The sequence below is a fragment of the Agromyces mariniharenae genome, from assembly GCF_008122505.1.
Classification (GTDB): domain Bacteria; phylum Actinomycetota; class Actinomycetes; order Actinomycetales; family Microbacteriaceae; genus Agromyces; species Agromyces mariniharenae.
In genome coordinates, this window is sequence record NZ_VSSB01000001.1 from 976,018 (window position 1) to 1,001,380 (window position 25,363).

The following is a 25,363-nucleotide window of genomic DNA, read 5'->3' on the forward strand; positions in this document are numbered from 1 at the left end:
ACGGCGAAGGGGGCGGATACCGCAGCATCCGCCCCCAAGGGTCACCACACCCTACTGGCCGCCGGAGCGACGCTTGTTGTACACGTCGAAGGCGACGGCGAGGAGCAGCACGAGGCCCTTCACGGCCTGCTGCCACTCGATGCCGATGCCCATGATCGACATGCCGTTGTTCAGGACGCCGATGATCAGACCACCGATGATCGCGCCGCCGATCGTGCCGACGCCGCCCTGCACCGCCGCGCCGCCGATGAACGCGGCCGAGATCGCCTCGAGCTCGAAGCCGTCGCCGGCCTTCGGGCCCGCGAGGTTGAGGCGGGCGGTGAAGATGAGGCCGGCGAGCGCGGCGAGCACGCCCATGTTGACGAACAGCCAGAAGTCGACGCGACGGGTCTTGATGCCCGACAGCTCCGCGGCGTGGCGGTTGCCGCCGATCGCGTAGATGTGACGGCCGAACACCGTGCGGTTCATGATCACGCTGTACACGAGCACGAGGATCGCGAGGATGATCAGCGTCACCGGGATGCCCTTGTACTGGGCGAGCGAGTAGGCGAAGAAGCCGATCGCGGCCGACACCAGCACGAGCTTGGTGACGAACCACACCATGGGCTCGACCTCCTGGCCGTACTTCTGGCGGCCGCGGCGGGTGCGCACCTGCTGCACGATGAGGATGACGATCGCGAGCGCGCCGACGCCGAGCGTGAGCGGGTCGATCTCGAAGTCGCCGAACACGTCGGAGAGGAAGCCGTTGCCGAGCGCGCGGTACTCGGCGGGGAACGAGCCGATGTTCGCGTTGCCGAGCACTACGAGGGCGAGGCCGCGGAAGATGAGCATGCCCGCCAGGGTCACGATGAACGCCGGGATGCCGACGAAGGCGACCCAGAAGCCCTGCCAGACGCCGACGAGGGCGCCGATGCCGAGCGACAGGATGACGGACAGCCACCACGGCAGGCCCCACTGCACGGCGAAGACGCCGGAGCAGGCGCCGACGAACGCGGCGACCGAGCCGACCGACAGGTCGATGTGGCCGGCGATGATGACCATCACCATGCCGATCGCGAGCACGAGGATGTACCCGTTCTGCACGACGAGGTTCGAGATGTTCTGCGGACGCAGCAGGATGCCGTTCGTCAGGATCGAGAACAGCACGACCACCGCGATGAGCGCGATGAAGATGCCGTTCTTGCCGAGGTCGGACAGGACGTGCGACAGCCAGTTCGTGAACTTGTTGTCGGACGGGTTGATGTTGCCGCCGACGGCCTGCGACTCGCCGGTGGGACCGGCGGGCGTCTGGGTTGAGGTGTTCGACATGGGGATTCTCCTGGTGATCCGCCGGTCAGCGGGGCTTTTCCATGGTCATGAGCTTGAGCATCGCCTCGGGCGTGGCCTCCTCGACGGGGAGCTCACCGGTGATGCGGCCCTCGGAGAGGGCGTAGACGCGGTCGCAGATGCCGAGCAGCTCGGGCAGCTCCGACGAGATCACGATGATGCCCTTCCCGGCCGCGGCCAGGCGGTTGATGATCGTGTAGATCTCGTACTTCGCGCCGACGTCGATGCCGCGCGTCGGCTCGTCGAGGATCAGGACGTCGGGGTCCGAGTAGATCCACTTCGACAGCACGACCTTCTGCTGGTTGCCGCCCGAGAGCTTGCCCGTCTTCACGAGCACGCTCGGCGCCTTGATGTTCATCGACTTGCGATACTCGTTGGCGACCGCGTACTCCTCGTTGTCGTGCACGAGGCCGTACTTCTCGAGCTTCTTCAGCGACGCCATCGAGATGTTCCGCTTGATGTCCTCGATGAGGTTGAGGCCGTAGGTCTTGCGGTCCTCGGTGGCGTAGGCGAGGCCGTGCTCGATCGCCTCGGCGACCGTGCGGGTCTTGATCTCCTCGCCGCGCAGGAAGACCCTGCCCGAGATGCGCGAGCCGTAGCTCTGGCCGAACAGGCTCATCGCGAACTCGGTGCGGCCGGCGCCCATGAGGCCCGCGATGCCGACGATCTCGCCCGCGCGCACGTGGAGGTTGACGTTGTCGACCATGACCCGCGAGGTGTCCTGCGGGTGGTGGGCCGTCCAGTCCTCGACGCGCAGGAGCTCCTCGCCGATGTTGGGCGTGTGGTCGGGGTACCGGTGCTCGAGGTCCCGGCCGACCATGTCCTTGATGATGCGGTCTTCCGTGACGTCCTGCTTGGCGATGGTCTCGATGGTCTTGCCGTCCCGGATGACCGTGACGGAGTCGGCGACCTTCTTGATCTCGTTGAGCTTGTGGCTGATGATGATCGACGTGATGCCCTGCCCCTTCAGGTGCAGGATCAGGTCGAGCAGGTGGTCGGAGTCCTCGTCGTTGAGGGCGGCGGTGGGCTCGTCGAGGATGAGGAGCTTCACCTCCTTCGAGAGCGCCTTGGCGATCTCGACCAGCTGCTGCTTGCCGACGCCGATGTCCATGATCTTCGTCGTGGGGTTCTCGCGGAGGCCGACCCGGGCGAGGAGCTTCTGCGCCTCGAAGTTGGTCTTGTTCCAGTCGATGAGGCCGCCGCGGCCCTTCTGCTCGTTGTTGAGGAAGATGTTCTCGGCGATCGACAGGTAGGGGCTGAGGGCGAGCTCCTGGTGGATGATCACGATGCCCTTGGCCTCGGAGTCCGTGAGGTCCCGGAACTCGACGACCTCGTTCTCGAAGACGATGTCGCCGTCGTAGGTGCCGTGCGGGTAGACGCCCGACAGCACCTTCATCAGGGTCGACTTGCCGGCGCCGTTCTCGCCGCAGATGGCGTGCACCTCGCCGCGCTCGACCTCGAGGTTGACGTTCGAGAGGGCCTTGACGCCGGGGAACGTCTTCGTGATGCCGCGCATCTCGAGAATGTTGGTGGTCATCCTTGCTCCTGCTTCATTGCCGGGTGGGGCCGGCCGGGTGACGGATGCCGCGGCCGGGACCTGAGGCGAGAGTACTCCCGCCCCGGTCCCGACACGCGGTGTCGCATCATCCGGCCGGCGTGAACCGGAGGCGACTAGCCGTTGATTTCCTCTTCGGTCCAGTAGCCGCTGTCGACGAGGACCTCGGTGATGTTGTCCTTGACGACGATCTGCGACTCGAGGAGGTACGACGGGACGACCTTCACGCCGTTGTCGTAGTCCTCGGTGTTGTTGACCTCGGGCTCCTCGCCGTTCAGCAGGGCCGTCGCCATGTCCACGGCCACCTTCGCGAGGTTGCGCGTGTCCTTGAAGATGGTCGAGTACTGCTCGCCGGCGTTGATCGCCTTGACCGAGTCGAGCTCGGCGTCCTGGCCGGAGATGATCGGCCAGCCCTCGCCGACGGTGTAGCCAGCGTCGGTGAGCGCCGAGATGATGCCGCGCGAGAGGCCGTCGTAGGGCGACAGCACCGCGTTGACCGTCGAGCCGTCGGAGTAGGTCGAGGTCAGGATGTTCTCCATGCGCTCCTGCGCGACCTCACCGTCCCAGCGGAGGATGGCGGCCTGCTCGAAGTCGGTCTGGCCCGACTTCACGACGAGGGTGCCCTCGTCGATGTACGGCTGGAGCGTGTCGATCGCACCGTTCCAGAAGAAGGTGGCGTTGTTGTCGTCGGGCGAACCGGCGAAGAGCTCGATGTTGAACGGACCGGCCGGAGCATCCGCCGCAGCCTCGCCCTCGAGGTCGGTCAGGCCGAGTCCGGCGAGCAGCGACGTGGCCTGCTGCACGCCGACGATGTAGTTGTCGAACGACGCGTAGTAGTCGACGTTCTCCGAGTCGCGGATGAGGCGGTCGTACGCGATGACGGGGATGTCGGCGTCGGCCGCGTCCTGCAGCACCTGCGAGAGCGTGGTGCCGTCGATCGACGCGATGATGAGCGCCTCGGCGCCCTTCGTGATCATGTTCTCGATCTGCGAGACCTGCGTGGGGATGTCGTCCTCCGCGTACTGGAGGTCGACGGAGAAGCCCTGCTCCTCGAGCTGCTCCTTGACGGCGTCGCCGTCCTGGATCCAGCGCTCCGAGCTCTTCGTGGGCATCGCGACGCCGATGAGGCCGCCGTCGCCGCCGCCCTCGCCGCCACCGCTGCCGCCCGAGCATGCGGCGAGGGCCAGCATCGAGCCGGCCGCGAGCGTGGCGAGAAGCACCTTCTTCGTGTTCTTCACGGTGTTTCCTTTCACTGTGTTGTCAGTCATGGACGTCGTTGTCTTGGTGACAGTCGGAGCCGGCTTCGTCCATGTCAGCCGCCTCCCTCGCGCCGCCCGTGCTGTGCCGTCGGTCGCAAGCTCTCGTGGTCGCCGGATCATGATCCGACCTTGGTGGTGCGGCGGGCGCCCTTCGCCCGCTGGGAGGTCTTCGCGGCGCCCGCGCGGCGGGCGTCGTCCTGCTGTCCGTAGACGTTCTGGTACCGGTCGTAGAGCCGGTCGACCGCGTCCTGCGGGATCGGGACCAGCGGGCCGGCCTCGCGTGCCAGGTGCACCGTGCGAGCGACGTCCTCGACCATGACCGCGGCCTTGACAGCGTCCTTCGCGTTCGCGCCGATCGTGAACGGGCCGTGGTTCTGCATGAGCACGGCGCGCGAGCGGTGGCCGGTCAGCGTCTCGACGATCCCCTTGCCGATCGAGTCGTCGCCGATGATCGCGAACGGGCCGACCGGGATCGGCCCGCCGAACTCGTCGGCCATGGCCGTGATCACGCAGGGGATCTCCTCGCCCCGCGCCGCCCAGGCCGTCGCGTAGGTCGAGTGCGTGTGCACGACGCCGCCGACCTCGGGCATGTTGCGGTACACGTAGGCGTGCGCCGCGGTGTCGCTCGACGGGGCGCGATCGGCGCCGGGCGTGCCCGGGATCACGTTGCCGTCGAGGTCGCAGAGGATCATGTTCTCGGGGGCCAGCTCGTCGTACGAGACGCCCGACGGCTTGATCACGAAGAGGTCGGCGCCGGGCACGCGGCCCGAGATGTTGCCGCCCGTCCAGACGACGAGCCCGTAGCGCGTCAGCTCGGCGTGGAGCTTCGCGACCTCGGCGCGGACCCGGGCGATGGCCACCTCGACCTGCGGACCGAACGAGCTCATCGCGCACCCCCACGGGCACCGTCGAACGCGCTGCCGCCCCGGGCGGGAACGTGCGCAACCTCGGTGACGAGCACGCGGGACTCCTTCGTCGATCTGGATGGAACCTGGCCGTGCGACGGGATGTGACCGTTCACACGAACGTCACACATGCTAACCGCACCAGCGATCGTGCTGTCAACTCACGGAGGTCACGGAACGGTAACGGCCCGGATGCCGCGGCCGCGCGTCGTCGGACGCCGACACGGGAACCGGCGTCGACCCGTCGGCGGGCGCCGCCGGCTCACCACGGCGGCGCTCCCGTCGACCCGCGGATGATCAGCTCGGGGACGATCGTGCCGTGGTAGTCGGCCGCGGCGGGGTCGAGGTCGCCGAGCAGCAGCGCCACGCAGCGGCGTCCGAGCTCGGCGAAGTCCTGCCGCACGGTCGTCAGCGGCGGCCAGAAGTGCGGCGCCTCGGGGATGTCGTCGAACCCGATGATCGAGATGTCGCGCGGGATCTCGAGGCCCGCGTCGCGCACGGCGTGCATGAGGCCGAGGGCCATCTGGTCGTTCGACGCGAAGATCGCCGTGAAGTCGCGCACCGTGAGCAGCTCGCGGCCGGCCCAGTAGCCGAAGTCGGCCGTCCAGTCGCCGAGGATCGGCGCGGTCGTCGGCACGTCCTGTGCGCTCATCTCGTCGAGGAACCCGCGCATCCTGGCCTCGGCCTCGATCCAGTCCTGCGGCCCCGCGAGGTGGTAGATCCCGCGGTGTCCCAGCTGGATCAGGTGCCGGGTCGCCATGCGCGCCCCGGCGATCTGGTCGACCGAGAGCGCGTGGTCGGGATCTCGGCCGGTGGATTGCAGCGACACGTACGGCACGTCGATCGACAGCTGGGCGAGCGTGTCGAACACCCGCACCTGCGGCGCGATCACGACGAGGCCCTCGATGCCCTGGGCGGCGAGGTGCGCGAGCCCGTCGGAGATCGACCCGGCATCCGACGAGTCGATGTTCGCGGTGCTCACCCAGTACCCGGCCGCGCGCGCGGCCTCCTCGATCGCGGCGATGCTCGACGCCGGGCCGTACTGCGTGCTCGACGCCGAGAGGATGCCGATCGTGCGCGACCGGCTCGTGACGAGCGCGCGGGCCGCGCGGTTGGGCTTGTACTGCAGCTCGGCCATGACGTCGAGCACGCGCTGCTTCGTCTCGGGCCGGATGCTCGGATGGTTGTTCAGCACGCGCGACACGGTCTGGTGCGAGACGCCCGCGAGGCGCGCGACATCGCGGATGCTCGGGGCTCTCCCCCGCTGCGGCTCCTCTGGCACGGCGTCCCCGATCGGGTCCGGGCATGTGCACGGTCACATGCTTCGTCGTCCCCAATTATGCACAACTCCGCCGGAATGTGACAGTCACAGATGTGACGTCACATCCGCGCGGGCGCGGGCGACGCCCCGTATGCGTGTGCCGTCACACGATCGACGGCCGCCTCAGGGCGAATCGGATGCCGCGACACCGCCGTCGGGCACGACTCAGCTCGTTTCGGATGCCGCAGCGCCCCCTCGGGGCCGCACTCGCGGTGCGAGCACCACCGCGAGCACTGCGATGGCCACCGTCACGGCGAAGTCCGCGGTGAACGCGCCCGCGGCGAGCGTGCTCGACACGAGCGCGGTGAGCGCGAGCGCGACGGCCGCACCGAGCGACTCCCCGATCGAGAGCGCGGCGCTGTTGAAGCCCTGCGACGAGACCGGCGAGAGCTTCAGCACGGCGACCGAGAACCGCGGGTACATGATGCCCATCGCGCCGCCCGCGATCGTCCAGGCGACGAACGCGATCGCCGGCGCCAGCGTGAACGCCGACACGAGCAGCACCACGACGAGCGCCGCCGCGAGCACGCTCGCGCCGAGCTGCACGGCCTGCGTGTTCGACATCCGATCGCCGAGGCGACCCTGGAGCCACGATCCCGCCGCCCAGGTCACGCCCGCGCCGGTGAGCACGACGCCGGCGAGGCTCGGCGAGAACTCGTATCGCTCGATGAGCAGGTAGGGCAGGTAGATCTCGCTTCCGAAGAACGCGCCGGCCACGATGAGCCGGAGCAGGACGGTCGCGGGCATCCCCCGAGCGGCGCGCAGGGTGCCGACGGGCATGAGCGGTCGCGCGGCGACGGCCACGAGCACGATGGACGCGATCGCGACGATCCACCGCCACGGGTCGGTGAACTCCTTCGAGAGCGACAGCGCGAGCGCCGATGCCGCGGCGAGCACCGCCCAGGCCACCCGGGCGACGCTCCAGCGCACGGTCGGATCTCCTTGCACCTGGTCGCGCACCCGGAGGATCGGCGGGAGCATCATGGCGGCGGCCGGCACGATGAGGGCGATCACCCCGAGGAACACCCAGTGCCAGCTCACGGTCTCGGCCACGAGGCCGGCGAGCGCGGGCCCGACGATCGACGGGATCACCCACGCGGCCGCGAAGCCCGCGAACACCCGGGCCCGCAGCGCCTCGGGGTAGATGCGCGCCACGATGACGTAGAGCGGCACGATGACCGCGGCGCCCGAGACGCCGTGCACGAAGCGCCCCAGGATGAAGACGGGCATGTTCACGGCCGTGCCGGCGATGAGCAGGCCCACGACGAACAGCACGGCCGACGTGATGAGCGAGGGCAGCGGGCCCGATCGGTCGGTCCAGTTGCCCGCGAGCACCATGCCGATGATGCCCGCGGCGAGCGGCACCGCGAACGCCAGCGCGAAGAACTCGACGCCGTCGAGGTCGCGCGCGACGAGCGGCATGATCGTCGTGACCGCCATGGCCTCGAACGCCGCGAGGAAGATGATCGAGTACATCCCGATCGAGAGCCAGCGGTAGGGCAACGAGAACGTGCTGCGCGCGGGCGGCGCCGCGGCAGCCGCACCGGCCCCGGCCGTGGCGCCGGTGTCGGCACGACGGAGGGCATCGGGCTCGGTGCTCGTCGCGGCATCCGACCCGACTCGCGCGGATGCCTCGGCCGAGACGACCGCCTCGGCGACCGGCTCCACCGAATGCTCGCTGGTGTCGGGCCCGGGGTTCGTCGTCGAGTCGCTCACTCGATTCAGCCTATCCCCGTGCGACGAGACGGAAGCGGACGGCCGATCCGACACCGGCGCTGGGCCGGAGGCCGACTAGAACTCCTCGTGCGAGTCGGGGTCGGCGCCCCACAGCCGCCCGCGCGACAGCGCGGAGATCGCCTCGACCTCCTCGGGCTCGAGGCTGAACGAGAACACGTCGAGGTTCGCGCGTCGGCGCGCGGCATCCGCCGACTTCGGGATCGGCACGGCCTCGAGCTCGACGTGCCAGCGCAGCACGATCTGCGCGGGCGTCACGCCCTTCGCCGCCGCGAGCGCGGTGATGACCGGCTCCTGCAGCAGCTCGGAGCGCTTCGCGAGCGGGCTCCAGCTCTCGGTGCGGATGTCGTGCTCGTCGTGGTAGGCGCGCAGCTCCTCCTGCGGGAAGTACGGGTGCAGCTCGACCTGGTTCACCGACGGCACGACGCCGGTCTCGCGGTCGAGGCGGTCGAGCATGTCGGCCGTGAAGTTCGAGACGCCGATCGAGCGCACGAGCCCGCGCTCGCGCAGGCGGATCATGGCCTTCCAGCTGTCGACGAACTTGTCGATCCGCGGCAGCGGCCAGTGGATGAGGTAGAGGTCGACCCACTCGACGTCGAGCCGACGACGGGACTCCTCGAGGCTCGCGATGGTCTCGTCGTAGCCGTGGTGGCGTCCGGGGAGCTTGGTCGTGATCACGAGGTCGCTGCGGTCGACTCCCGAGCGGCGCACGGCCTCGCCCACGACGTCCTCGTTGCCGTAGTTGTAGGCGGTGTCGAGCAGCCGGTAGCCGTCGGCGATGCCCGAGACGATGGCCTCGATGCCGGCCTGCTCGTTGAGTCCGTAGGTTCCGAGCCCGATCGCCGGGAGGGACGTGCCGTCGCGAAGCGAGTACTCGGGAGCGATCATTCCCTTATCCTCACCCACGAACTCGGCGGATGCCACCGCCCGGCGCCGTGGGTCGCGGTGTCGGGTCGGCGCGGCGGCTCGCCCGCGGCGACCGTCGGCTCAGCCGACCGGCAGCTCCGCGAACGCCCGCACCGGGAACGTGCCGAAGCCCTCGACGCGAGGCGGCACGGCCGTGAAGCGCGCGCCCCGCACGGGCACGCGGTCGAGCGCGGTGAGGTGCTCCACCACGTGCACGCCGGCCGCGAGCAGGATCGAGTGCGCCGGGCGCGTGCCGCCCGACTCGGTGTCGTCGATGTTGAGCGCGTCGATGCCCACGATCACGGCGCCCGCGTCGACGAGGTGCTGCGCGCCAGCCTCGGTGAGGAATGGCGATCCGTGCGCGTACTCGGGCGTGCCGAAATGGCGGCTCCAGCCGGTGTGGAGGAGCACGGCCGTGCCGGCGAGGTCGCGATCGAGGAACGCCTCGGCCGGGATGCCGCGCGTCGCGGCATCCGTGAACCGGAAGACCTCGGCGGGCACGCCCACGAGCGTGTCGAGGTCGAGGCTCGCGAGGTCGCCGCCCTCGGCGTAGCGGTGGAACGGCGAGTCGAGGTAGGTGCCCGTGTTGCCCGCCATGGCGATGATGTCGATCGCGAACTCGGTGCCCGGCGCGTAGTGGTCGCGCGACGCCTCGCGGGTGAGGTGCGGCGTGATGGTCGGCGCGGGGATGCCGGGATACGTCACCAGTCCGGCCCGGATCGGATGGCTCAGGTCGACGAGCTCACCGCGCGCCGCGTCTGCCACGCCGGTGCGAGCAGCGGATGCCGCGGCATCCGTCGACGCCGCGCCCACGCCTCGCGAGCCCTTGTGCGCCTCCTCGACGATCTCGAGGTTCGACAGTTCGACCCGGCCGACCATGGCGAGGCCCAGGTGCCGCACGAGGAGCTCGCCGATCTGCGCCTCGGTGAGTTCGGCCGACGGGAGGTCGAGTCGGAAGCCCTGAGCCTGCAGCCCGCCTCCGTTCACGAACTCGATGTCGGCGTCGAAGGCGGCGCGGTACTCGGTCAACTGGGCTCCTGTCGGGCGGTGGCGGTGAGGACGGGTTCGGGCACACGTGCAGCGGGGCCGGTGTCGACGTGGGAATCCGCATCGGCATCGGAATCGGTCGAGACTCGAGCGGTCCGCGCGGCGCGTCCGCGTCGCAGGCGTCGCACCACCGTGACGAGGACGGCGGCCGCCGCGAGCACGAGCGGCACGAGGAGGTTCTGCCACGCGAGCACGAGCAGCCCCGCGGTCATGATCGTCGCCACGACGGCGAGCCACCAGCCGAACGACCAACGCCGCAGCAGCAGCGTCGCGGCGAGCATGCCTGCGGCGTAGATCGAGACCATGTTGCTCGTGTGGATGAGGATGAAGGCCGTCAGGTTCAAGCCGTTCATGAGCATCAGCACGAAGTAGACGGCGACCAGCACGGCGGTGAGCGTGAGCGCGCGACGCGGCACCTCGCCCGCGGCAGCGCCCTTCGCGAAGAACCGCGGCAGGTCGCCGTCGCGACCCAGCGCCGCGCCCAGCTTCGCGAACGCCGGCAGGTACGCGTTCATCACGCCGAGGCAGACGATCGCCGTGACGATCGCGACGAGCACCGACCCGATGCCGGGTGCGGTCGTCTCGACGAGGTCGAGGAGGGGCACCTGCCCCTCGCCCGCGCGGGGCCCGAGCACCGCGACGGTGATGACCTGGAGTGCCAGGTAGCCGGCCCCGACCACCACGATCGCGATGGCGGTGGCGAGCGGGATGATGCGACGGGGGTTCTTGAACTCGCCGGCGATGTGGGTTCCGACCTCCCAGCCCGCGAAGGCCCAGACGAAGAGGCTGATCGCGACGCCGACACCGCCCCATCCGTTCGGGAGGAACGGCTGGAAGTTCGACGCCTCGACCGCGGGGAAGGTCACGGCGACCACGCCGACGACGACGGCGATCAGGAGTCCGGTGAGGACGAACTGCGCCCAGCCCGCGACTCGCACGCCGAACCAGTTCGCGATGAACGGCGGCACGAAGATCGCCAGGGCGATGATCGGCACTGCCGCGCGGTCGACGCCGAGCACGGCGACGACGTACTCGCCGCCGAGCACCGCGAGGACGGGTGCGCCGAAGGCGACGCCGAAGAAGAACCAGTAGCCCGTCATGCGCGCGGCCGTGTCGCCGAGCGTGCGACGCACGTAGCTCGCCACGCCGCCCGGGTCGGGGTAGCGCGACGCGAGCGCTGCGAAGGTGCCCGCGAGCGGGATCGAGAGGACGAGCACGGCGGCGACGGCCACGATCGAGGCCGGTCCGGCGGCAGCGGCCGCGAGCCCCGGGAGCACGAGGATGCCGGTGCCGAGCACGCTCGCGATGTAGAGCGCGGTACCCTGCACGAGGCCGAGCGAGCCGTGCTGCGCGGGCGATCCGGTCGCGTCGGCGCTTGCCCCGGCGATGGTCTGGTTCGATGTCACCCGCTCATTCTGGGGCATCCCACCGACACGGGTCGATGGCAGGATCGACACTCTTCGTCGAATTCCTGCCAGTCCGTCAGGATGCCGGAATGCCGCCGCGCGGGAGGTCGTGACGGGCGCGACGGCAGGTCGCGACGCCGCCCGCACTCAGTGCCCGCGCACCTGCGAGACGGCCGCCTCCCGGTCGATGAACGACGTGAGCTCGCCGATGGAGCTCATGAGCGGCGCGGGGAACACGACCAGGGTGTTCTTGTCGACGCCCACCTCCACGATGCTCTGCAGCGTGCGCAGCTGCAGGGCGAGCGGATGCGACATCATCGTGTCGGACGCGACGCCGAGCTGTGCCGCGGCCATCGCCTCGCCCTCGGCCGCGATGATCTTCGCCCGCTTCTCGCGCTCCGCCTCGGCCTGCCTGGCCATGGCGCGCTTCATCGAGTCGGGCAGGAGGATGTCCTTCAGCTCGACGAGCGTCACCTCGACCCCCCACTCCGCGGTGGTCACGTCGAGGATCTCCCGGATGTTGGCGTTCAGCGTCGCCGTGTCGGAGAGCGCCTCGTCGAGGTGGTGCTGCCCGACGACCTTTCGCAGGGTGGTCTGGGCGATCTGGTCGATCGCCGACTTCACGTTCTCGATCGCGATCACCGACTTCACCGCGTCGACCACCCGGTAGTACGCGACCGCGGAGACCCCCACGCTGACGTTGTCGCGCGTGATGATGCCCTGCGACTGGATCGGCAGCGTGACGATGCGGAACGACACCTTCGTCATCACGTCGACGATCGGGATGATGAAGCGGATGCCGGGCTCGCGCACGTTGTGCAGCCGTCCGAACCGCAGCACGACGCCGCGCTCGTACTGCTTCACGATCTTCACCGACATGAAGAACAGGACGATGGCGAGGATGCCGACGATGACGAGAGTGACCCAGAACCAGACCATGGAGCTCATCTCCTCGGCGCCGGTGACGTGCCGCGCGCCGCTGCCTCCATTGTCCCACCGCCCGGTGAGGCGGATGCCCCTACAGCCGCGCGAGCGCCCGGTCGATGTCCTCGAGCAGGTCCTCGACGTCCTCGATGCCGACCGAGAGGCGCACGATCGACTCGGGCACCTCGGCCTCGGTGCCGCGCACCGACGCGTGGGTCATCTCCGACGGGTAGTTCACGAGCGACTCGACGCCGCCGAGCGACTCCGCGAGCTGGAACAGCTCGGTCGACTCCGCGAATCGGCGCGCCGCGGCGGCGCCGCCGTCGAGGTCGATCGACACCATGCCGCCGAACGCCGACATCTGCCGCGCCGCGAGCTCGTGACCGGGGTGCGATTCGAGGCCCGGGTACAGCACGCGCGCGATGCCGGCGTGCTCCTCGAGGCGACGGGCGATCGCGAGGGCGTTCTGGCTGTGGCGCTGCATCCGGATGCCGAGGGTCTTGATGCCGCGCGTCGTGAGGAACGCGTCGAACGGTCCCGAGACGGCACCGGCCGCGAACTGCGTGAACGTCACCTGCTCGGCGAGCTCCTCCTGGCCCGCCGCGAACACGAGTCCGCCGCCGACCACGTCGGAGTGACCGCCGAGGTACTTCGTCGTCGAGTGGATCACGACGTCGGCACCGAGCCCGATGGGCTGCTGCAGCGCGGGCGATGCGAACGTGTTGTCCACGACGACGAGCACGCCCGCCTCGTTGCCGAGCTCGGTGAGCGCGGCGATGTCCGAGATCTTCATGAGCGGGTTCGACGGCGTCTCGACCCAGAGCACCTTCGTCGTGCCGAGCTCGACGGCGGCGCGCACCTGGTCGAGGTCGCTGGTGTCGACGGTCGAGTGGCGGATGCCCCACGCACCGAAGATGCGGCGCACGAGGCGGTGCGTGCCGCCGTAGACGTCGTTGCCGATCACCACGTGGTCGCCGGGCGCGAGCACCGTGCGCAGCAGGGCGTCCTCGGCCGCGAGCCCCGACGCGAACGAGAGGCCGCGGATGCCGCCCTCGAGTGCCGCGAGCTGCGTCTCGAGCGCCGTGCGGCTCGGGTTGCCGCCGCGCGAGTACTCGTAGCCGCCGCGCAGGCCGCCGATGCCGTCCTGCACGTAGGTCGAGGTCTGGTAGATCGGGGGGATGACCGCGCCGGTGGTCGGGTCGAACGCCTGTCCGGCGTGGATGGCGCGGGTGTCGAAGCGCGCGTCGTCGTGCATGGTGCGTGGGCCTTTCATGACGGATGCCGCGGCGGCATCCGGTGGATCAGGAGGAGAGGTACGAGAGCAGGTCGGTACGGCTGATCACGCCGAGCGCCTTGCCGCCGTCGGTCACGAGCATCGCGGCGGCGTCGCCGAACGCCGCGCGCGCGGTCGCGACGGGCTCGTTCACGCCGATGAGCGGCAACGCCTCGCCGACCACGGTCGAGACGTCGTCGGTGAGGTTGGCCCGGCCCGAGAACACGAGGTCGAGCAGCGCCTCTTCGTGCAGCGCGCCCACGACCTCGCCGAGCACGACGGGCGGCTCGGCCGACAGCACGACGAGCTGCGAGACGCCCGACTCGGCCATGCGGTCGATCGCGTCCTTCACGGTGTCGCTCGGGTGCACGTAGACGAGCGGTGCGGTGCGGTCGGCCTTCGCGGCGAGCAGGTCGCGCACGGTGTGCCCGGCGGGCGCGTTGCCGAAGCCGTAGGCGCGCAGCCACTTGTCGTTGAAGATCTTGCCGAGGTAGCCGCGACCCGAGTCGGGCAGCAGCACCACGAACACGTCGTCGGGCCCGGCGGATGCCGCGGCCTTGAGCGCCGCGACGACGGCCATGCCGCTCGACCCGCCGACGAGGAGACCCTCCTCGCGGGCGAGCCGCCGCGTCATCGCGAACGACTCGGCGTCGCTCACCGGGATCACCTCGTGCGGCACCTCGGGGTCGTACGCCTTCGGCCAGAAGTCCTCGCCGACGCCCTCGACGAAGTAGGGCCGGCCGGTGCCGCCCGAGTAGACGGAGCCCTCGGGGTCGGCGCCGATGATGCGCACGGCGTCGCCCGACACCTCGCGCAGGTAGCGGCCGGTCCCCGTGATGGTGCCGCCCGTGCCGACGCCGGCGACGAAGTGCGTGACCTTGCCGTCGGTGTCGCGCCAGATCTCGGGACCGGTGGTCTCGTAGTGCGAACGCGGCCCGTTGGGGTTGGAGTACTGGTCGGGCTTGAATGCGCCGGGGATCTCGCGGGCGAGCCGGTCGGAGACGCCGTAGTACGACTCGGGGCTGTCGGGCGCGACGGTGGTGGGCGTCACCACGACCTCGGCGCCGTAGGCCATGAGCACGTTCCGCTTGTCTTCGCTGACCTTGTCGGGGCACACGAAGATGCACTTGTAGCCGCGCTGCTGGGCGACGAGCGCGAGCCCCACGCCGGTGTTGCCCGACGTCGGCTCCACGATGGTGCCGCCGGGCTTCAGCTTGCCCTCGCGCTCGGCGGCGTCGATGAGGCGACTGGCGATGCGGTCCTTCACCGAGCCGCCGGGGTTGAAGTACTCGAGCTTCACCAGCACCGTGGCATCCGTCACCCCCTCGGTGACGCGGTGGAGCTTGACCAGCGGGGTGTCGCCGACGAGGTCGACGATCGACTCTGCGTACTTCATGCCGTGTTCATTCCTCTGGTGGAGTGCGTCGAACAGCGAGCGGATGCTGCGTGGACGCGTCGGAAGGGGTCGCCTGCCTCAGCGACGACGACACAGCATGGGTGCGCTCACGGGGCCAGCCTAGCCGGACTGGGCGGCCGAGCGCTTGGCCGATCCCGGTGCGCGCGAAGACCACCTCGGATCTCGCCGACCACCATGACGGGGATGCGAGGCATACGCTATTCACGACCGTGTTCGCCCGGTCGTGAGTACTCGGTACGGTGCTTTCACAGGTGCATGCGCTCGTATTGACACTGCCCCTGCGCGCTCCCTGCGCTCCCCACGCGACCGGAAGGCCCCCCACGTGAGTTCTGGCAAGCCCACGATCAAGCAGCAGCGAGCGGCGGAGCGGGAGCGCAAGCTCGCCGAGTTCCGCAAGCAGGAGGCGCGCCGCAAGCGGAACCGCAAGATCGCGATCGCGTCGGCGATCGTCGGCGGCGTCGTGGTCGTCGCGCTGCTCGTGGTCTCGTTCGTGCTCATCCCGCAGCCCGCGTCGTACACGGCTGGCGGCTCGGGTGCCGAGATCGAGGGCGTGGAGACGTTCGAGAACACCTCGGCCCACGTGACCGAGGCGGTCGACTACGCGCAGACGCCGCCCGCCGGCGGCGAGCACAACCCCGCGTGGCTGAACTGCGCCGTCTACACCGAGCCGGTGCCGAACGAGAACGCGGTGCACTCGCTCGAGCACGGCGCGCTGTGGGTGACCTACGACCCGTCGCTCTCGTCGTCCGACCTCGACGAGCTGAAGTCGAAGCTCCCGTCGACGTACGTCATCCTCTCGCCGTTCGACGGCCTGCCCTCCCCGATCGTGCTGAGCGGCTGGAACGTGCAGCTCCAGGTCGACGAGGCCGACGACCCGCGCATCGCCCAGTTCTTCGAGGAGTACTGGAAGAGCGACCTCGTGCCCGAGCCCGGCGCCCTGTGCACGGGCGGCGTGGACGCACCGGGCAAGGCGTGACCCCGGGGCATCCGACCCCCGACCCGGCCGACGCGACGGAAGCCGAGCGCGCACCCTCGCGTGCCGGACGGATCGCCGTGCTCGTGGCCGCGGGCCTCGCGGTCATCGTCGTGGCCGTCGTCGCGTTCTCGCTCGGGCGCCTGTCGACGCTCGCCGAGCCGACCCCCGACGACCGCAGCGCCGAGGCGGGGTTCGCGCGCGACATGCAGGTGCACCACCTGCAGGGCGTGGAGCTCGCCATGATCGTGCGCGATCTCACCGACGACCCCGACGTGCGCCGCCTCGCCTACGACATCGCCACCGCGCAGGCGCAGCAGGCCGGCCAGATGTACGGCTGGCTCGAGGAGTGGGACCTGTCGCAGGCGGGCACCGAGCCGTCGATGACGTGGATGACGCGACCGCCGCTCGAGGGCTCCGACGAGCACGGCGCGCACGAGACGACGGGCACGGATGCCGCGGCATCCGCCCATGAGCCCGGAGCCCCGATGCCCGGCCTCGCGACCTCGGAGCAGATCGCCGAACTGCAGGCGTCAACGGGCGTCGAGGCGGAGCGGCAGTTCCTCGGGCTGATGATCGCCCACCACCAGGGAGCGGTCGAGATGGCCGACGCCGTGCTCGCGCGCGCCGAGTCGCGCGTGGTGCTGAGCCTCGCGCAGTCGATCGTCGCCAGCCAGCAGGCCGAGATCGAGCTCATGGAGGGAATGCTCGCCGAGCGGAGCTGACGCACCCGTCAGCCGATGACGCGCAGCGCCACGGGCGGCTCCACGCCCGCGCCGGCGAACGCGGTCCGGGCGCGGCGCATCCGCAGCTCGAGCTCCTCCCCGAACTCGCGGGCGAGGTCGGGGTCGTCGTGCACGAGGTCGGCGGCGACGTCGGCGGGGATCGCGAGCATCGTGACATCCGTCAGGGCGGACGCACTCGCGTCGATCGGGCGCCGCATGATCGCGGTCAGGCCGATCGGGTCGTGCCGCCCGAGCTCGAACAGCGGGAACGCCCCCGAGTCGCCCTCGGGCGCGGCGCGCATGACCACGCGTCCGGCGACCACGATGCGCACGGCGTCGGGCACGACCCCGTGCGCCTGGATCGTCTCGCCGGCCGCGAAGCGCTCGAGGCGCGCGCTGCCGCCGAGCGCCTCGGCCTGCGCAGGGTCGAGGTTGAGCACGGAGGCCTCGCCGCGGAGTGCCGCGGCGACGTCGGCCGCGGCATCCTCGTCGACCGGCGGCACGCCCGACTGGGTGAGGCCGGCTCGGCGGGCCGCGTACCAGAGGCGCGTGCGGAACAGCTCGACCGTGCTCGACCGCTCGCCCGGCGAGTGCACCGGGATGGCGACCGTGTAGGCGCCCGCTCCGTCGGTCGTCGCCTCGGGCACCGCGTCGGCGGGTCGGTCGGGCAGGTCGGCGGCGGTCGCGACGAGGAGGCGCTTGACGTCGTTCGGCGGGTCGGACGGGTCGAACTCGACCGCGGCCTCCGCGAACTGCGGCCCCGGCGTGCGCGAGAGGTTCGTGAACGAGGCATCCGCCAGCACCGCATTCGGCACGATGCGCAGGCCGTCGCCCGTCTCGAGGTGCACCGAGCGCCAGTTCACCTCGACCACGCGCCCGCGCACGTCGCCCGTGTCGATCCACTCCCCCTGCTCGAACGGCTGCTCGAAGAGCAGCAGCAGCCCCGAGATGACGCCGCCGACCGCGTGCTGCAGCGCGAGGCCGACGATGATCGAGGTCACGCCGAGCGCGGTGAACAGGCCCGCGACGTCGGCGTTCCAGACCCAGGACATGAGCAGGCCGATGCCGACGACCACGACGACGACCCGCGCGATGTCGACGAAGATCGACGGGATGCGCTCGCGCCACGTGCCCTTCGCCGCACGGGTGAACATGAAGTGGTTGATGCCGTTCACGAGCACGAGGATCACGACGAACCCGAACACCGTCGCGACGATGCGACCCCAGCTCAGCTCGAGGTCTGGGTCCTCGACCTGCCACAGCAGGATGAGGAGCGCTCCGGTGGGCAGCACCCAGTTGCGGATGAGCGTGAGCACGCCGACCGCGCGGCTGCCGCGGCGGTCGAGCATGACGATGGCCTCCGAGAGGATGACGATCGCGATGGGCAGGCCGACGACCACCGCGACGGTCGGCCAGAACCACGGTTCCTGCACGATGCTCATGTCGTCTCCACCCGCCAGACGCGCTGGGTGCCGGCCGTCGTCTCCACCTCACCCGCGGGCTCGACGCGGTAGTGCCCGCGCGCCCGCTGGATGACGCGGTCGGTCGCGAACACGCCCGACCCGCCCTGGTCGCCGCTCACGCGGAACGCGAGGTTCACGGCGTCGCCCCACAGGTCGTAGACGACGCGGGCCTGGCCGACGAGCCCGCTCGTCGCATGCCCCGAGTCGAGGCCGGCGCGAACGGACAGCTCGGTGCCGTTGCGGTCGTTCCACCGGTCGACCACCTCGGTGAGCGCGAGCGCGAACTCGAGGGCGCGGCGGGCGTGGTCGACCCGCGGCACCGCGAGCCCGCAGCTGGCCAGGTAGCCCTGCCGGGTCGTGCGCACGCGCTCGACGCCGACCCGCTCGGCCACCTCGTCGAAGTCGCGGAAGATGTCGTTCAGCAGGTGCAGCGCCGCGGTCGACGTGAGGTCGGCGCTCGCGTCCTCGAAGCCGACGAGGTCGACGAACACCACGGTGACGTCCTGGTGGTCGGCGGCGATGTCGCGGTCGCCGTTCCGGTAGCGCTCGGCCATCTCCTCGGGCATGAACGCGAGCATGAGCCGCTCGTTGTCGCGCTCCTTCTCGGCGATCACGGCCGACTTCGCCTCGAGGCTCCGGCTCATCTCGTTGAAGGCGGATGCCACGTCGGCGAGCTCGTCGCCGAAGCCCGATCGCACCTGCACGCCCTCCTCGCCGCGGGCGATCGCGAGCGCGCCGTCGCGCAGGTGCCGAAGTGGACGCACGATGAGCCGCGCGAGGACCACCGAGAGCAGGCTCACCACGATGACGATCGCCGCCGTCGAGAGGAACAGGCCGCGCGTGAAGTCGTCGACGGGCCGCAGCGCCTCGGCGCGGTCGACCTGCGCGATCACGACCCAGTCGAGCCCGCCGGCGCGCACCGGTGCATAGGCGGTGAGCTGCTCGCCGCCGAGGTAGCCCTCTGCGGGCATCACGCCCGCCTCGCCGCGCAGCGCCGCCCCGACGGCCGCGGTCGTCACGGGCTGCAGCATGATGGTGTCGCCGTTCACGGCGGCCAGCTCGGCGACCTCGGGCAGCGTACCCGCTGCGACCGCGCGCTGCACGTACACCTCGGGGTCGTCGGTGAGCTGCCGCGAGTTCGAGCGCATGAGCTTGTCGGGCCCGACGAGGTAGGTCTCGCCGCCGTCGCCGAGTCCCGTCGCCTCGTCCTCTTCGACCGCCATGACCTCGTTGATCGCCTCGATCGGCATCTCGACCGCGATCGCGCCGAGCACCTCGCCCTCGTCGGCGACCATCGCCACGGCCCACGCCGCCGGCACGCCGAGCGACGGCACGTACGGCGCGAAGTCGGTGAAGGCGACGTCGCCCGGCACGTTCCGGTTCATGGTGCGCCGGAACGCATCGGCCAGGTCGGAGAGCCGGTAGGGCCCCTCGACGAGGTCGGTGCCGAGGTCGACGCCCTTGAACGCGGTATAGACGACCCGGCCATCGCGATCGATCAGCAGCACGTCCTCGTAGTCCATGCGCTCGGTCATCTCGCGGAAGTAGGGGTGGGCCTCCCGATGCACCGCCGACCAGGTGCTGCCGTCGCCCGCATCGTCGACGGCGATCGCCTCCTCGAACGAGTCCACGGGCACGGTGTAGTGCGCGCGCAGGTACCGCTCCGCGGCGCTCGTCGGCAGGAACGTCGACACGTCGGCGACGCTCGTCTCCCCCATCGCTGCTGCGAGCTCCGGCCCGAAGCTGTCCCGGTACCAGTCGTCGACCAGGGTCTCGTCGTCAGCGCCCCCGGCCTGCTCGTCGAGCTCGTCGTAGGCGGCCGAGAACTCGCGAAGGGCCGCCTTCGTCCCTGCCTCCGACGCGGCCAGGGCCACGGCGGTGTCGATCGAGCCGAAGAGGTCGTCGATGCGGTCGGCGCGGGCATCGCGCACCTCGACGAGGCGGCTCGCCGCGGCATCCGTGAGCGAGGCGGCACCGTTCACGTAGCCGATGAGGCCGACGACGATGCTCACGAGGACCGTCGACGCGAGCAGCACGATGAGCAGGATCGAGAAGATGCTGAAGCCCGCGAACCGCGCGGAGAGTCGACCGCCGTCCCTCGGCTTCGTCGTCGACGCGTGCGTCACGGGCACCTCCCCGGTTTCCGGCGCGCTCGCGCTCGGGAACCGCCGGATGGCCACATCGTATTGTCCGAGGAAGCCTCAGGACCACAGGGTCAGCCCTGAACTGGGGGCACGGACTCGGGCGGCCTCGCGCCCGGCGGAGGGCTCTGCCGAGGCGGGCCGGCCGGGTGTGCGGCCGCCGGGCGCTCACGCCTCGAGGACGGGGCGCTCCTCCTGCTGGCGGTAGAGCGACGCGTAGACGCCGTCGGCGAGCACGAGCTCGGCGTGCGTGCCGCGCTCGACGATGCGGCCCGCGACGACCACGAAGATCACGTCGGCGGCGACCACGGTCGAGAGGCGGTGCGCGATCGCGATGGTCGTGCGCCCGCGCGCGGCGTCGTCGAGGGCCTGCTGCACGACGCGCTCCGAGATGGTGTCGAGCGCGCTCGTCGCCTCGTCGAGCACGAGAACCGGCGGGTCCTTCAGCAGCACCCGGGCGATCGCGATGCGCTGCTTCTCGCCGCCCGACAGGCGGTAGCCGCGTTCGCCCACGACGGTGTCGTACCCATCGGGGAACGACATGATCGTCTCGTGGATGTTGGCCGCCCGGGCCGCGGCCACGAGCTCGTCGTCGGTCGCGTCGGGCCTCGCGTACCGCAGGTTGTCGCCGATCGACGCATGGAAGAGGTACGTCTCCTGGCTCACGATGCCGATGTGCGAGATGAGCGACTCCTGGCGCAGGTCGCGCACGTCGTCGCCGGCGAACCGCACCGAGCCGTCGGATGCCTCGTACAGCCGCGGCACCAGGTAGGACACCGTCGTCTTGCCGGCGCCCGACGGTCCGACGAACGCCGCGTACTGGCCCGGCTCGATCGTGAAGCTCACGCCGTCGAGCGTGGGCGCGGAGTCGCCGTCGGCGTCGGGGTAGCGGAACGTGACGTCGTCGAACTCGACGCGCCCGAGCGCTGATCCGTCGCGCACGTCGCGGGCTCCGGCGGCATCCGTGATCGAGGGCTGCAGGTCGAGGTACTCGAAGATGCGCGCGAAGAGGGCGCCCGAGGTCTGCAGGTCGAGCGCCACGCGCATGAGCGCCATGAGCGGGAACAGCAGCCGGGCCTGCACCGTCGTGAACGCGACGATCGTGCCGGCGGTGATGTCGGTCGAGCCGCCCTCGATGAGCCAGCCCGACACGAGGTAGACGATCGCGGGGATGGCCGACATGAAGATGCCGACCATGGCGAAGAACCACTGGCCGGTCATCTGCTGGCGCACCTGCAGGCTGATCTGGTTCGCGTTCTCGTCGGCGTACCGGTCGATCTCGCTGCGCTGGCGCGTGAAGCTCTTCGACAGCAGGATGCCCGACACCGACAGGGTCTCCTGCGTGATCGCGGTCATCTCCGACAGCGACTCCTGCGTCTTCGCCGCGATGCGGGCGCGTACCTGGCCCACGCGGCGCTGCGCGATGACCATCACGGGCAGCAGGATGAGCGCGATGATCGTGAGCTGCCAGTTCAGGATGAGCATGGCCACGAACGCCGAGATGACCGTGACGGTGTTGCCGAGCACGCTCGAGACGGTGTTGGTGAGCACGGATGCCACGCCGCCCACGTCGTTCTGCAGGCGCGACTGGATGATTCCCGTCTTCGTGCGCGTGAAGAAGCTGAGCTCCATGCCCTGCAGGTGGGTGAACATGCGCACGCGGAGCGCGCCCATGACCTTGTTGCCCACGTTCGCGGTGAGCCAGGTCTGCCAGACGCCGAGCAGCGACGAGACGATGAAGACCGCCATCATGGCGATCACGATCCCGGCGAGCACGGGCAGGTTCGGCGGCAGCAGCTCGCCGTCGGCGCCGACGGGGAACAGCCCGTCGTCGAACGCCCGCTCGGTCAGCAGGGGCGGGATGACGCTGAGCGCCGCCCCGACCAGGACGAGGATCACGGTGACGGTGAGGGCCGCCTTGTGCGGCGCGAACAGCTCCGAGATGCGACGCAGGAGGTGCGGGATCTTGGGCGCGTCGGCGTTCTCCGCGCGCTGCGCGTTCTCGTCGGCTCCGCTGATGCGCGTGCGCGGCTTGCCCATCCTGCCGGACTGTCCGCCCGGCGCGCTGGCGTGCATGGTCACGCGCTCAAGCCTAAGCGCGGGGTGCGACGGGCCGGCCGGATGCCTCGCCCCGAACGGGGGACGTTCGCGGAGGGCGTGACGACCACTAGTTTGAGCATTGTTCGGCTTCCAACCCGAGGGAGTTCCGCCCATGCGTCGATCCAGTGTGCCCCACGCCCGTCATCGTGACGGATGGCGGCCCGAGCTGCTTCGGAGGGTGTCGGCGGCGGCCGTCGCCGTCGTGCTGGCGGGCGGACTCGCGGGGCTCGCGGCGGGTCCCGCATCCGCCGAGGAGAATCCCGTCAGCGAGCCTGCGGTCGTGGCACCCGACATCGGGGTCACGGTGACGCCGCTCAGCTGCAGCACCGACCGGGACGGCATCACGTTCGTGACGTTCACGGGCCTCATCCCCGGTAACCCGTACCTGTTCGACGTCGAAGGCCCCGACTTCACCGTCAGCGGACCCTTCGACGCCGAGAGCGACATCGAGGAGCGCGAGTTCGTCGGCATGCCGCCCGGCAACTACTACGTCTACATCCAGGAGAGCATTCCGCCGGATGAGACGACGGTCCCCCAATTCGACTGGATCGCCTTCGCGGTCGAGCCGTGCCAGCCGGCCGTCGAGGTCGCGCTCACGCAGTGCACCGCCGCCGGCGGGACCGGTGCCGCGGACGTGTCGCTGTCGCGACTCGTCACCGGCGTCGAGTACACGGTATGGCTCACCGACGCCGGCGACTCCGGCGGCACGCCCTACGGCGACCCGCAGGTCGTGACGGGCGACGAGTTCGCGGAGGCGAGCGCCTCGTTCGCGTCGTTGCCGGGCGGGCGCAGCTACACCGTGTGGGTCGAGGGCTCGTGGACCGCAGAGCCCTACGAGGAGCCGCCCTTCGTCGGCGGCGGCGACTTCGTGCCGCTGACGACGGTCGACCTGACGACGAGCGCGGACTTCTCGCTCGCCCCCTGCCCGGCGGCGCCCGTGACCCCTGCCGCGGCGGCGACGCTGCCGGCGACGGGTCCTGACGGGATCGGCGGGCTCATCGCGGGCTCGATCCTGCTGCTCGGCCTCGGGGGGACGCTCCTCGTCGCGAACCGACGGCGTGCGCACCGCGGCTGACCCACCGGCGCGGGAGCGTGCCGCCCACGGCGAAGGTCAGGGCGGGGTGGCGTCCCGAGCCTCCGCTTCGGCGTCACGGGACGACGGGACGGTGACCGAGGCCACGTCCTCGAGTCGCGGGTGGAACTCGTCGCCGTGGTCGACGATGCCGCTCCGCCACGTGATCGTGAGCCCATCGTCGGCGTCTTCGAGCAGGGCGATGTTGTTGTCGAACCACGGGCCCTCCACGGTGTGCCAGCGGAACGGCGGATCGGGCACCTTCGCCGAGCGCGCCGCGGCCGCGCCGACCGGGGTGGCCACGCCATAGGACATGACGACGGCGAACCATCGCAGGAACCGCGGCAGCGGATTCCGCACCGGCGAGCAGACCGCCTGCACGATGCGGGCTCCGGTCGTGCGCTCCACCTCAGCCACGTACGAGTAGTGCACATCACCCGACAGGAACGTCACGGTCTGCGGCGATGGCCCGCGCTCGCCGTCGGCCACCTCCGTCGCGATGCGGGCCACTGCCTGGAAGCTGTTCTGGAAGGCCGCCCAATGCTCGAGGTCCACGGCCTGGCGCAGGCGTTCGCCGATCCAGGCGGCGGGCTTCCGCCACGCACCCTGGGCGATGGCCTCATCCCACGCCTCGACATGGTGCAGCCCCAGTGGCAGCAGGAAGGGCAGGGAGCTGGCCACGAGGACATGACGGAAGCCCCCGCGCATCTGCTCGTCGAACCAGCCGAGTTCCTGGGCGTCGAGCAGTCCGCGATCGGAAGGCGTGAGATCCCTGGCCACCCGGGAGTCGACGACGATGAGCCGTACGTCATCGAAGTCCCGGCAGTAGCTCCAGCGGTAGTCGTCGGGATGCGTGTCGCACCGCTCGGCGAACGCATCGAGCGCGTCCGTGAGGTCGAGTTCCCGATCGGCGTCCCGTCCGATCAGGCGGCGCCACAGCTCGTCCTCCGCGCGCGCTCGCGGCGACAGGTTGCCCAGGTGCTGATGCACCCAGTACGACGCCAGTCCGGCGATGATGCGCCCCCGCCACCACGAGGTGCCCTCCATCCTGTGCTTCCAGTCCAGCGACGCGTTCCAGTCGTCGCGGATGTCGTGGTCGTCGAAGATCATCGCGCTGGGCACCGTCGACAGGAGCCATCGATTGGCGCCATCCGACCACGCGAGTTGATAGAGGTGCGCGTACTCCTCGTAGTCCTTGAGCTCCTTTCCCGGTTCCTCGTGGATGTCGCGCCGGCTCCGGATGAAGTCCTGCATCTCCTTCGAGGTGGAGTCCGCGTAGACCTGGTCGCCGAGGAACAGGAGGAGGTCGGGGCGGTCCGCACTGCCCCCGGCGATCGCGAGCGCGAACGCACGCAGCGCGTCCACGCCGTGCGTGCGGTTCCCGCGCCGATCGTGCGGGACGCTCGTGCGGCACGATCCGAAGGCCATCCGCAGGGGACGCCCGGGCGTGCGCGTCGCAACCACGGGGGCCGGGTACGCGGAATCCTCCTCGGGCCAGACACGTCGTCCGTCGATGGTCACGACGTACGGCCGCGTCGTGCCCGGCTGCAGGCCGTCGACCTCGACGAGGGCGTAGTGGTGGCCGTGCACGGCGAACGTCCGAGCGTGCCACGACCGCCCGTCTGCGTGGACGCTCACGCGGCAGTCGGCTCGCGTCTCCACCCAGATGCTGGCGGAGGTCTCGTCGACGTAGCGCAGCATCGGTCCGAGGAGCAGTGGCGAGGACGCCATGCATCCCGTTCTATCGCGTCGGGTCGATCATGGCCACGGGTTGCATGGCGGATGCCGCGTGCCCTCCAGCACGCGGCATCCGTTC

19 protein-coding genes are annotated in these 25,363 nt (G+C 70.4%); 3 read left to right on the plus strand and 16 right to left on the minus strand.

Annotated elements, in window-relative coordinates; genetic code table 11:
- Positions 1–51 precede the first annotated feature (51 nt).
- From mmsB to FYC51_RS04565, 12 genes are all read right to left on the minus strand, one after another.
- On the minus strand, positions 52–1,308 hold the full coding sequence (gene mmsB, locus FYC51_RS04510; RefSeq protein ID WP_148732458.1) for a multiple monosaccharide ABC transporter permease: 1,257 nt from the start codon (positions 1,306–1,308) through the stop codon (positions 52–54).
- A gap of 25 nt (positions 1,309–1,333) precedes the next feature.
- Positions 1,334–2,863, minus strand: coding sequence for a multiple monosaccharide ABC transporter ATP-binding protein (gene mmsA, locus FYC51_RS04515; protein ID WP_148732459.1), 1,530 nt, complete (start codon positions 2,861–2,863; stop codon positions 1,334–1,336).
- 134 nt (positions 2,864–2,997) lie between these two features.
- A complete protein-coding gene (gene chvE, locus FYC51_RS04520; RefSeq protein ID WP_222863261.1) occupies positions 2,998–4,071 on the minus strand; it encodes a multiple monosaccharide ABC transporter substrate-binding protein in 1,074 nt (357 codons plus the stop codon).
- Positions 4,072–4,256: 185 nt separating this feature from the next.
- The gene (locus FYC51_RS04525) at positions 4,257–5,027 is read right to left on the minus strand and encodes an L-ribulose-5-phosphate 4-epimerase (RefSeq protein ID WP_238476209.1); all 771 of its coding nucleotides are present in this window, start codon (positions 5,025–5,027) and stop codon (positions 4,257–4,259) included.
- 280 nt (positions 5,028–5,307) lie between these two features.
- On the minus strand, positions 5,308–6,327 hold the full coding sequence (locus tag FYC51_RS04530; RefSeq protein WP_148732461.1) for a LacI family DNA-binding transcriptional regulator: 1,020 nt from the start codon (positions 6,325–6,327) through the stop codon (positions 5,308–5,310).
- Positions 6,328–6,531: 204 nt separating this feature from the next.
- Positions 6,532–8,082, minus strand: coding sequence for an MFS transporter (locus FYC51_RS04535; protein ID WP_238476210.1), 1,551 nt, complete (start codon positions 8,080–8,082; stop codon positions 6,532–6,534).
- A gap of 75 nt (positions 8,083–8,157) precedes the next feature.
- Positions 8,158–8,988: an aldo/keto reductase gene (locus FYC51_RS04540; RefSeq protein WP_148732462.1), complete on the minus strand. Its 831-nt coding sequence runs from the start codon at positions 8,986–8,988 to the stop codon at positions 8,158–8,160.
- 99 nt (positions 8,989–9,087) lie between these two features.
- Positions 9,088–10,035 (minus strand): cyclase family protein, encoded by a 948-nt coding sequence (locus FYC51_RS04545; protein ID WP_148732463.1) that lies wholly within the window; start codon positions 10,033–10,035, stop codon positions 9,088–9,090.
- Entirely contained in the window at positions 10,032–11,459 is a 1,428-nt protein-coding gene (locus FYC51_RS04550; protein ID WP_238476211.1) for an APC family permease, read from the minus strand. The genes FYC51_RS04545 and FYC51_RS04550 overlap by 4 nt, the downstream gene beginning before the upstream one ends.
- Positions 11,460–11,606: 147 nt before the next feature.
- The gene (locus FYC51_RS04555) at positions 11,607–12,398 is read right to left on the minus strand and encodes a slipin family protein (protein ID WP_148732465.1); all 792 of its coding nucleotides are present in this window, start codon (positions 12,396–12,398) and stop codon (positions 11,607–11,609) included.
- Positions 12,399–12,477: 79 nt separating this feature from the next.
- Positions 12,478–13,638 carry a cystathionine gamma-synthase gene (locus tag FYC51_RS04560; protein ID WP_148732466.1) on the minus strand — a complete coding sequence of 387 codons (1,161 nt, stop codon included), beginning with the start codon at positions 13,636–13,638 and terminating at the stop codon, positions 12,478–12,480.
- Between the two features lie 46 nt (positions 13,639–13,684).
- The gene (locus FYC51_RS04565; protein WP_148732467.1) at positions 13,685–15,052 is read right to left on the minus strand and encodes a cystathionine beta-synthase; all 1,368 of its coding nucleotides are present in this window, start codon (positions 15,050–15,052) and stop codon (positions 13,685–13,687) included.
- Positions 15,053–15,395: 343 nt separating this feature from the next.
- On the opposite strand from FYC51_RS04565, the gene FYC51_RS04570 reads away from it, so the two are divergent.
- Together FYC51_RS04570 and FYC51_RS04575 are read left to right on the plus strand one after the other, a co-directional pair.
- Positions 15,396–16,049: a DUF3105 domain-containing protein gene (locus FYC51_RS04570; RefSeq protein ID WP_238476212.1), complete on the plus strand. Its 654-nt coding sequence runs from the start codon at positions 15,396–15,398 to the stop codon at positions 16,047–16,049.
- Complete coding sequence (locus FYC51_RS04575; protein ID WP_238476213.1) at positions 16,046–16,771, plus strand: DUF305 domain-containing protein; 726 nt, start codon at positions 16,046–16,048, stop codon at positions 16,769–16,771. The genes FYC51_RS04570 and FYC51_RS04575 overlap by 4 nt, the downstream gene beginning before the upstream one ends.
- Positions 16,772–16,779: 8 nt before the next feature.
- On the opposite strand, the gene FYC51_RS04580 is transcribed toward FYC51_RS04575, so the two are convergent.
- From FYC51_RS04580 to FYC51_RS04590, 3 genes are all read right to left on the minus strand, one after another.
- Entirely contained in the window at positions 16,780–18,213 is a 1,434-nt protein-coding gene (locus FYC51_RS04580; RefSeq protein ID WP_148732468.1) for a mechanosensitive ion channel domain-containing protein, read from the minus strand.
- The gene (locus tag FYC51_RS04585; protein ID WP_148732469.1) at positions 18,210–20,360 is read right to left on the minus strand and encodes an adenylate/guanylate cyclase domain-containing protein; all 2,151 of its coding nucleotides are present in this window, start codon (positions 20,358–20,360) and stop codon (positions 18,210–18,212) included. Before FYC51_RS04585 ends, FYC51_RS04580 begins: the two co-directional genes overlap by 4 nt.
- Positions 20,361–20,543: 183 nt before the next feature.
- A complete protein-coding gene (locus FYC51_RS04590; RefSeq protein ID WP_420797241.1) occupies positions 20,544–22,451 on the minus strand; it encodes an ABC transporter ATP-binding protein in 1,908 nt (635 codons plus the stop codon).
- A gap of 136 nt (positions 22,452–22,587) precedes the next feature.
- Here FYC51_RS04590 and FYC51_RS04595 point away from each other — a divergent pair, with 136 nt between their 5' ends.
- Positions 22,588–23,550 carry a hypothetical protein gene (locus tag FYC51_RS04595; RefSeq protein ID WP_148732470.1) on the plus strand — a complete coding sequence of 321 codons (963 nt, stop codon included), beginning with the start codon at positions 22,588–22,590 and terminating at the stop codon, positions 23,548–23,550.
- A gap of 36 nt (positions 23,551–23,586) precedes the next feature.
- Here FYC51_RS04595 and FYC51_RS04600 read toward each other — a convergent pair whose 3' ends face one another.
- Entirely contained in the window at positions 23,587–25,278 is a 1,692-nt protein-coding gene (locus FYC51_RS04600; protein WP_148732471.1) for an alkaline phosphatase D family protein, read from the minus strand.
- Positions 25,279–25,363: the final 85 nt, after the last annotated feature.